The 9,143-nt window shown below is 61.8% G+C and carries 6 protein-coding genes; 2 read left to right on the top strand and 4 right to left on the bottom strand.

Features of this window, described 5'->3' with window-relative positions; all coding sequences use genetic code 11:
• The 4 genes from D3872_RS05410 to D3872_RS05395 all read right to left on the bottom strand — a co-directional run.
• Positions 1 to 672, bottom strand: a 672-nt coding sequence (locus D3872_RS05410) for an IS4 family transposase (protein WP_182915697.1), incomplete at its 3' end; no start/stop codon positions are given.
• 287 nt (positions 673 to 959) lie between these two features.
• Positions 960 to 2,315, bottom strand: coding sequence for an IS4 family transposase (locus D3872_RS05405; RefSeq protein ID WP_441295136.1), 1,356 nt, complete (start codon positions 2,313 to 2,315; stop codon positions 960 to 962).
• A 175-nt stretch (positions 2,316 to 2,490) separates the two neighbouring features.
• Positions 2,491 to 5,217: an alpha-1,6-glucosidase domain-containing protein gene (locus D3872_RS05400; protein ID WP_119809822.1), complete on the bottom strand. Its 2,727-nt coding sequence runs from the start codon at positions 5,215 to 5,217 to the stop codon at positions 2,491 to 2,493.
• Between the two features lie 157 nt (positions 5,218 to 5,374).
• Positions 5,375 to 6,970: a POT-type proton-dependent oligopeptide transporter gene (locus D3872_RS05395; RefSeq protein WP_119809821.1), complete on the bottom strand. Its 1,596-nt coding sequence runs from the start codon at positions 6,968 to 6,970 to the stop codon at positions 5,375 to 5,377.
• Positions 6,971 to 7,227: 257 nt separating this feature from the next.
• On the opposite strand from D3872_RS05395, the gene D3872_RS05390 reads away from it, so the two are divergent.
• Positions 7,228 to 8,868, top strand: coding sequence for an alpha-amylase family glycosyl hydrolase (locus tag D3872_RS05390; protein WP_119809824.1), 1,641 nt, complete (start codon positions 7,228 to 7,230; stop codon positions 8,866 to 8,868).
• Positions 8,869 to 8,873: 5 nt separating this feature from the next.
• Positions 8,874 to 9,143 (top strand): glucokinase (locus tag D3872_RS05385; RefSeq protein WP_182915696.1); only part of this gene is annotated, 270 nt, incomplete at its 3' end.

Below are 9,143 nucleotides of genomic sequence, written 5' to 3'. Positions count from 1 at the left end.
CAGCAACCACGGCTCCCGTTGCCCTGCGCTCTGCTTCTTACTATGGTGGCTCTGCGATTTTTTCCCGAACACAGTCTTGCATGTGCGCCCTTTGGGTACTCTCTTGATCATCACCAAACGGCATGGCACAGGGTTCGAACGGACGTAATTGAAGCTCCCCAGGTCGCGTGCACGTCCCTTCGTGTCCGCGAAATGCTCTTTGCAACCGCGCCAGTCACTTTTGCCACTGGGGGTCACCATGTCGCGGTTTCGGATGCGTCCTATCCAGGCAAACCCGAGTTGATCGAGCATCTTGAACCACGCGGCGCGAAAGCCGGCATCGGTGATGATCAAGGGCTGACAATGGGCTGGCAGCACCGAGCGTAGCGTCTTCATGAACTCGCGGTGCACCGAAGCCGCACCATACTGCGCGGTGGGGTGTATCTCTTCATAGATGACGATAGCGCGGCCCTTCACAACGACAGCCGCACGCAGCACGTGTTGGCTGATGTCGGCTAACAAATCGGACCAGTCCACGATAATGCTGATCTTCGATTGGCCTTGCAAGACGCGCTGCGCGACTGCGCGAAATATCTCCACGCGTTCGGTCGCCAGATGGGGATTGCTCAACAGCCGATCACAGCGCTTGATGCGATGACGCAATGAGCTCGAGCCTTGCACAGACTTACTCATCTTCAGCAAACCAAGCCCGCCACTCCGCGCCGCCTCAATCATCAAGGCAAGGCAATGCCGGCGTTTGGCGTGTATCGATGGGCATTGATCGGCTAACAAATCTTGTATGATTCGTCCTGCATGCATAGTCTGTTCCTTTCGTTCGCAGTTTGGTCGCTACAAACGAAAGGGTTAACACAGCCATGCATGCGCCGTTTTTGGGATTAGAAGTTAACAGGCATCCAGCCTGTTTACAAGCAATTTTTGAGGGGAAGGCTCAGGGACAGACCCATATCGTTATACATAAGTCAGCCGAGTCCTTCGCGCAGCGCGCGTAGCGTTTCGGCGGCGGTCATGACTTGATCCAGTCCGCGCCAAATCGTCTTTACTCCCGGTTCGCCGTCACTCTTGCGACCGAGGAAGCCTCCCACCTGCGCGACAAGCCGGACGATTTCGTTGAGCGTGGGTGGAGCGGTCGGCATCTTCTTTTTTGTTAGCAGGTAAGCGCCCCGGATCTCGTCCGGATCGAAGAACAGCGCGGCATCGAGGTCGGGGCAGGTTCGGCCCAACCGCATCAGATTGGTGATACGCCAGGCAACAACCATAAAGAGTGCGAGCGCGCGTTCAATCCGATCGATCGCCGACAGTTGCAATGCCTCTACCTCGCAACCATTTTTGAGGACATTGAAATAGATCTCGATTTCCCAGCGTGCCCGGTACCATTCGATCAGCTCGATAGCTTGCTCAACTGTCGATGCCTGGCGGTTGGTCAGCAAGCGCCATTCGACGGGCTTGACGCCTTTGGGCGCGCCGATCTCGCGCGCCACGATGCAGGTTGCGGTAATGCGTCCACCTTTGCCATCCGATATCTCGACTGCGCGGGACCAGACTTGCTGGCGAACGGTACGCGCTTTCTGTTCGTCACGGGGACCCATCTTGAAGGTAATTTCTCCAACTGCCTCGCCCTTGGTCGTATAGGCCCACAACTTGTCGTCGCCGCCGTCGGGCAAGCAGCGATTGTGTTTGGCACGCACCAACCAATCGACAGGCGTTCCCAAGTCACGCGCGCGACGCATCATCGCTACCATGTCGGCTTCCCGGTCGGCCACGTACACCAACCGCGTGTCCGGCATCTCGGGCGCCATCTCCGCGAGGCGTTCATAGCCTTCGGGCCAGCGTGCGCTCTCACTTTGCCCAGGACGGACCCCGTCCGCACCGCGTTGCTCTCGCGCCCACATATAGGCATCGAGCACTCCCAACGGTTCGCGTTCCGGCGTGACCGCATAGGTCGGATGAAGATACATGCCGCGCCGCGCTTCGTAGTTCAGCGGGCCAAGACCTTCGGTTTCCTGTCCGTTGAAATCAAGCTCGGTCGTGTCCTGAATACAGAGCACCACGCGATGCGCGCTCATGCGCTCCTGCGTCCGCGTCCAGTGCGGGGCAAGAATGCCCTCCCACGTGACATCGTCGTTGCCGAGGAACCGATAGGCCGCGCACGTCTCATTCCAGCTATCGCACGCCTGCGGGATGCTGGCCGTCGGCTTTGCCGAAAGTCGTTCCATCATTATTCTTGCCCTCTTGTCGAGGCGGGCATCCCCAAGGGCCAGTCCTGCAAACTCGTGATCCGTCCAGCGCTGCGCTACCTTGGTCAATGCGTCACCCAAAATGAAAGAGTAAACGCGATCTCGCCAAAGTTTACAAGACCCATCTGCAACTCATTGAAAGTTAACGATATTTCTAGCTAAGCTGGGAGCGGCTTCCGACTTGTGTATAACGATATGGGTCTGACCCCGATTTATATGACCCCGATTTATAAGTGCTTGATTTTTAAGGCGCGAATTACTCGACGAAAACTACGGCGGTACGGGCAGGGATGGTGAAGGTGCCGGTGGCGCTGTCGAACCTTGCTTCGAACACGCGTTTGTCGGACCTGTGCGCTGGATGCAGGCGCAACGCCTTGCCTTTCATTTCGCTGATCGCCAGGGTGTGCGGACCTTTGTCGACGTTGATGAAGTAGCTTACGCCCTTGAAGTTGGCTCCCGCGTAGCCCTTGCCGTCGATGCGGGCGGCGATGACGGTCGGTTCCTGGGTTGATCCGGTATTGAAGAAGCGCAGGCGCTGCCTGATGTCATCGGCGGTCCGCAGGCGGAACAGCGTGGTGCTGGCGCGGATCGCGAGCAGGTCGCGGAAGACGTCTCGCGCGTAGGCGATGTCGGCAGGCGCGGCTTTCAGCGCGGGGTTTGCGAGCAGGGGCTTGAGCAGCGCGTAGTCCTTGCCGTTGTCTTCTTCGCGCGGCAGCCCTGTGCCGTAGTAGTTGTCCTGGTAGCTCCAGTCGATGCGGTTGAACCAGTCGCCGGAGTTGAAGCTGTTGCGGTCCAGTGACTTGGAGCGCAGCGTGTCGATGCCGGCGTGGTAGTAGGCCACGCCCTGGCTGAAGGCGTTGATCGCGGCGCCCAGCATCTGCACCCGCGCGCGGTCCGCCGTCGTCGTCGCCACCGGCAGCTTGAAGACATTGACGTCGTACAGCGTGTGGTTGTCGTGGTTCTCGACGTAGTTGACCGCTTCGTCCGGCTGGCTGGCGTATCCCGCAGGCTGTCCGCCGTAGTCGATGTCCTGCAGCTTCTGCTTCGTGTCCTTCGCCGTCGTCATTTCATACGTCCGCACCGAGCCGGCCAGTCCCACGCGCACCATGTCGGCGGTGCGCATCAGGTCTTCCTTCGTCCGCTTTTCCGCCGACGCATTCGGGTCGTACGCCATGCCGTTGATGTAGCCCTGCAGCTTGATCATCTTGTCGCCCGAGTCGCCGGCCGAGCCGCCGCGCACGGCGTCGCGGGCGCGGTCGCTGAAAGAGCCGATGCCGCTGCCGTTCAGCGACAGCTGCGAAGCCTGCACAAAGCGCGCGCCATCCGCTATTTCGCCGAAGTTCCAGCCTTCGCCGATCAGCTGGATATGCCGTCCGGCGGCCTGGTCGACGCGCTTCTGCAGCTGCTCCATCACGGAGCGCGGCTGGTGGCCCATCAGGTCGAAGCGGAACGAGTCGATCTTGTATTCGCGCGTCCACAGCTCGGCCGAGTCGACCATCAGCTTGCCCATCATGAGGTTCTCGGTCGCGGTGTTGTCGCAGCAGGTCGATTGCTCGACGCCGCCGATCGCATTCAGCCGGTGGTAGTAGCCCGGGACGATGCGGTCGAGGACCGACTTTTCCTTCTGCCCGGAGGCGAAGGTGTGGTTGTAGACGACGTCCATGCCAACCCGCAGCCCTGCGCGGTGCAGGTTCATGACCATGTCGCGGAATTCGACGATGCGGCGCGCGCCGTCCGCCGGGTCGCTCGCGTAACTGCCTTCCGGGGCGCTGTAGTGGTAAGGGTCGTAGCCCCAGTTGAAGCAGTCGGTTTCGGCCGTCTTCTGCACCAGCGCCTGCTGCGCTTCGCTGTCGGGACTGCCCACTGGCTTCGGCTGCGCGCAGCCTTTTTCCGGCACGCTGCCGATGTCGTACACGGGCAGCAGGTGGACGTCGGTCATGCCGGCGCGCGCCAGCGCTGCCAGGTGCTTCATGCCGTTCGAACCGGTCTCGCCGAACGCGCCGTACTTGCCGCGGTTGGCGGCGGTGACGGTGCCGTCGTTGATCGAGAAGTCGCGCACGTGCAGTTCGTAGATCGTCATGTCGGTCTGCGCCTTCACCGTGGAAGGGGACTTGTGCTTGTCCCAGCCCGCAGGCTTGAGGGCTGGCGCGGACAGGTTGGCAATGTAGCTGCGCTTCGAGTCGGTCGTGACGCTGACGGAGTATGGGTCCGTCGCCATGTTGCGCACTACCCCGGCGCCGTCCACCACGACGTCGACCGCGTACTTGTAGTATTTGCCGCTTTGGTCGCCCGCCTTTGCAGCGCTCCACACGCCAGTGGCCGCATCGCGCGTCATCGCTTCGATGCCATTGGCCTTGCCGCTGCCGGAGTCATAGGTGCACAGCGCCACCTGCTGCGCGGTCGGCGCCCACAGCTTAAACACCGTGCGCTGCTTGCCGGGCGTGGCGCCAAGGCCGCCCACCTTCCCTGCAGCTGCGTAAATATCGTCCAGCGCACCGGCGGCCTGGATGCGCGTGGCAGCAACGACGTTGCCGTTGGCGTCTTCCTGCACCAGCACCAGCTGCTGCGTGTGCAGCCCGGCCAGCTTCGGCACGTCTGCCGGCGCGACTGCCAACACCGGGCCCGGCGCAACGTACTTGAAACGCTCGGCCGCGCCGGCCGGCACTTCACCCTTGAGCGCGGCCAGCGGCAGCGATCCCGCCGCTCCGCCTACCTTGCCGCCCACGCTGGCCTTGATCGATGCGGCAGGCGAGTGATAAAGGCGGAAGCTGGCCGACGCGTCGGCGCCCGGCCATTTGACGAGGTGCCGGTTCAGCCACACCGCGCGCGCCTCGTAACGGGCCGGCGAAGCGTGGACCACGCTTTCGAAGCCGTCGCTGTTGCAGGCTTCGAGCGGTATGGCGGCATGGGCGGCGCTTGCGGTACATGCGGCGGCACTTGCGATCGAAAGGCGGGCGAGGACGTGGCGGGAAGGGTTTCGCATGGCTGGTCTCTGATATTGTGTTATTAAATTACATGATTTAGGGACGTGACTGGTCTGCTTCTGCACCTATGGTAGCCGAATATGTGTAGCTTTACTACGTTGAAAGTTGTAAAAAAACCCCTCCGGCCGTGTGGCGGGAGGGGTTGGGGGGGGGCGATCAGGCTGCCGCGAGTGCGGTGCTGATGCGGTAGTTATCGACCATGCGGTAGCGCGTAGCGTACCAGGCGAAGGCGAGGGCGGCCGCGAACGCAAACGCGGCAAAGAAATACATCTGGAATGCGATCACCCCCATTCCGCTGTTCGCAATCTGGGAGATCACCGCTTCGTTCTTGACCGCTGCGTTGACGATCAGGACCCACAGGCTGCCGACGGTAATTGCCAGGAACCAGAACGCCATGATCACGCCCTTCATCGACTTAGGCGCCTGGCTGTATGCGAATTCGAGGCCGGTCGCCGATACCAGCACTTCGCCGAAGGTCAGCAGCGCGTAGGGCAGGATCTGCCAGGTGATCGACATCGGTTCGCCGGCGTCCATCGATACCTGGATAGAGCCGATCACGATCCACGACAGTCCCGAGAACGCGATGCCGGTCGCCATGCGGCGCAGCGCCGTCGGCTCGATGCCGATCACGCGCAGCATCGGATACAGCACCAGGTTGTTGAGCGGGATGAGGATCATCACCAGCAGCGGGTTCAGTGCCTGCATTTGTGCCGGCAGGATGTTGAACGTGGTGCCGAACGCGGACACGGTCGGCATCATCGACTGCGCCTGCACGATCCAGGTCGAGGCCTTCTGGTCGAACAGCGAATGGAACGGGGTTGTCAGTGCGAACACGATCAGGATGCGCATCACGGCGCGCACGCCATCCACCGCTTCGTCCGGATGGATGCCACGCGCACGTTCAAGCTGCATCGAGGTGCCGATGCCGCCGAAGGCGAGCAGCAGCACCAGTGCGGTACATGCTGCGATGACGAAGCCCCACGATGGAATCATCGCGAACGAGGTGAGGGCGCCGACGACGCCAACACCGGCCATCATCAGGCCCGGACGCGATTCGCCCGGCTTTGCCGCCAGCAGTGCGGTACGCGCCACGCGGGTGAACGAGTTCGGATCAGGCGGCGCAGGCGGGACGTTGATGTACTTCTTGCGGCCGGACCAGAAGATCATCGTGGCGATGAACATCAGCGCGCCCGGAATGCCGAAGGCGATCGACGGTCCGAAGTCCTTCAGGAAGATCGGCATCAGCAGCGACGCGAAGAAGGAGCCGAAGTTGATCATCCAGTAGAAGGCGTCGAACACGATCTTGGCCTTGCCCTTGTTGGTCTGGTCGAACTGGTCGCCGACGAACGAGGAGATCAGCGGCTTGATGCCGCCCGAGCCGAGCGCGATCAGGAACAGGCCGAGGTAGAAGCCGTTCAGGTTTTCGTCCCAGATCGCCAGGCAGGCGTGGCCCGCGCAGTAGACGAGGCTTAGCCAGAAGATGGTGTCGTATTTGCCGAAGAAGCGGTCGGCCAGCCATCCGCCCAGCAGCGGGAAGAAGTACACGCCGATGACGAAGGTGTGGAACACGTGCTTGGCTTCGCCCGCGCGGTCGGGCTCCGGCATGAACAGCAGCAGGGTACTGATCAGGAAGGGGGTGAGGATATTGCGCATCCCGTAAAAGCTGAATCGTTCGCACCCTTCGGTCGCGATGATGAACGGGATCTGCCGGGGCAGTTTTCCCATCCCGTCTTGGGTTTCTACTTGCGACATTGCCACTCCGAATGTTTTAAACAGACGCGATGCTAAGCCCAAGCTGGAACGATCGCAACATTTAATTGCCGGGGCAAAAAATGGAGTGTAGTTTGACTACCGAGACGTATGGATGATTTTGTGCATATTTAACTTAAGTGATTGATTTTATGTGATTTAGTTGGATTTTGAATGCCATCGCAAGAATTGTAAAAGCTTGATAAGTCATGTATATTGTGTACAAACATCCCTTTGTGCATTTCACTGGACCCTCGACCATGACCAAAGAACCTGTCCTGCAATCCGATCAACAAACCCCGTGGTGGCGCGAAGCCATCATCTACCAGGTGTACCCGCGCAGCTTCCTCGACACGGACGGCGACGGCGTCGGCGACCTGCGCGGCATCACGGCGAAGCTCGATTACATCGCGCAGCTGGGCGCGGACATCGTCTGGCTGTCCCCGTACTTCAAGTCGCCGATGAAGGACTTCGGTTACGACATTTCGGACTACTGCGACGTCGACCCGATGTTCGGCACCCTGGCCGATTTCGACGCGCTGATCGCGAAGGCGCACAGCCTTGGCCTGAAAATCATGATCGACCAGGTGATGTCGCACACCGCCGACGTCCACCCGTGGTTCGTCGAGAGCCGCAAGAGCCGCGACAATCCAAAGGCCGACTGGTATGTCTGGGCCGACCCGCTCCCGGACGGTAACCCGCCCAACAACTGGCTGTCTGTGTTCGGCGGCTCGTCGTGGCAGTGGGACTCGCGCCGCAAGCAGTACTACCTGCATAATTTCCTGGCCAGCCAGCCGGACATGAACTTCCATAATCCGGAAGTGCAGCAGGCGCACCTGGAAAGCCTGCGCTTCTGGCTCGAGCGCGGCGTCGATGGCGTGCGCATGGACGCATGTAACTTCCACTTCCACGACACCGAATTGCGCAGCAATCCGGCCGCCACCAAGCGCGACACCGCCACCGTCACCGACGTGAACCCGTACGGCATGCAGTCGCACATCTACGACAAGACCCGCCCCGAGAACCTGGCCTTCCTGCAGAAGATCCGTTCGCTGCTGAACGAATACGGCGCGGTGGCGATCGGCGAAGTGGGCGCGGACGATGCCCTCGGCGTGATGGCGGAATACACCGCGGACGGCGACAAGCTGCACATGGCCTACAGCTTCAACCTGCTGACGCCGCAGTTCTCTGCGGCGCACATCCGCACCCAGGTCGAGGAGTTCGAGGCGCGCGTCAAGGGCGGCTGGGCTTCCTGGTCGGTAGGTAACCACGACAGCATCCGCGTGATGACGCGCTGGGGCGGCGACAAGCCGACACCCGCGCTGGCCAAGCTGGTGCTGGCGATGCAGCTGTCGCTGAAGGGCACCCCTTGCCTGTACCAGGGCGACGAGCTGGCGTTCACCGAAGCCGATGTTCCTTACGAACTGCTGCAGGACCCGTACGGCATTACCTTCTGGCCCGAGTTCAAGGGACGCGACGGCTGCCGCACGCCGATCGCCTGGACCTCCGACATGCCGAACGGCGGTTTCACCAGCGGCAAGCCGTGGCTGCCGGTCGACGAAAAGCACATCGCGGTTGCCGCATCTGTCCAGGAAACCGATCCGGACTCGCCGCTCAACTTCGCACGCCGCCTGATCGCATGGCGCCGCAACACGCCGCAGCTCACGCGCGGCGAAATCGTGTTCTTCGACGCGCCGGAACCGGTGCTGGCGCTGCGCCGCGACCTGGCCGGACATCCAGGCGTGATCGCCGTGTTCAACCTGGGGCCGGAGCCGATGGACTTTGACCTGCCGCAAATCTCCGGGGCCGCCGCCATGAGCGGGCACGGGCTCGAAGGCAGTGTTGACGGCACCCGTGTAACGCTGCCGGCATACGGCGGCTGGTTCGGCACGGTAGCGTAAGCGGCATGGCCCACCACGCCGAGTCCCACAAGCTGGCGCGCAGCGCGTTTGCCGACGGCCCGCGCCTGCTGGCCGACATCGGTGCCACCCACGCGCGCCTGGCGCTGGAGACGGCGCCCGGTGAATTTGGCGCGGTGCGAGTGCTGCGCTGCGACGACTTCGAAGGCATCGTCCCGCTGATGCGCTTCTATCTCGCCGATCATTCCGGTGTCGCGCTGAACCACGCGGCGCTGGCGGTGGCCAACCCGATCCACGGCGACCGCGTGCGCATGACC

Source organism: Massilia cavernae (genome assembly GCF_003590855.1).
In the GTDB taxonomy this organism is placed as follows: domain Bacteria; phylum Pseudomonadota; class Gammaproteobacteria; order Burkholderiales; family Burkholderiaceae_D; genus Telluria_A; species Telluria_A cavernae.
Note: the sequence above shows the minus strand (reverse complement) of the source record. Positions and strands in the feature narration are given on the sequence as shown.

Bases quoted from the DNA above. Each gene is read 5' to 3' on its own strand.
- D3872_RS05400 (WP_119809822.1), bottom strand. From the start codon at position 5,217: ATGCGAAACCCTTCCCGCCACGTCCTCGCCCGCCTTTCGATCGCAAGT.
- D3872_RS05395 (WP_119809821.1), bottom strand. From the start codon at position 6,970: ATGTCGCAAGTAGAAACCCAAGACGGGATGGGAAAACTGCCCCGGCAG.
- D3872_RS05390 (WP_119809824.1), top strand. From the start codon at position 7,228: ATGACCAAAGAACCTGTCCTGCAATCCGATCAACAAACCCCGTGGTGG.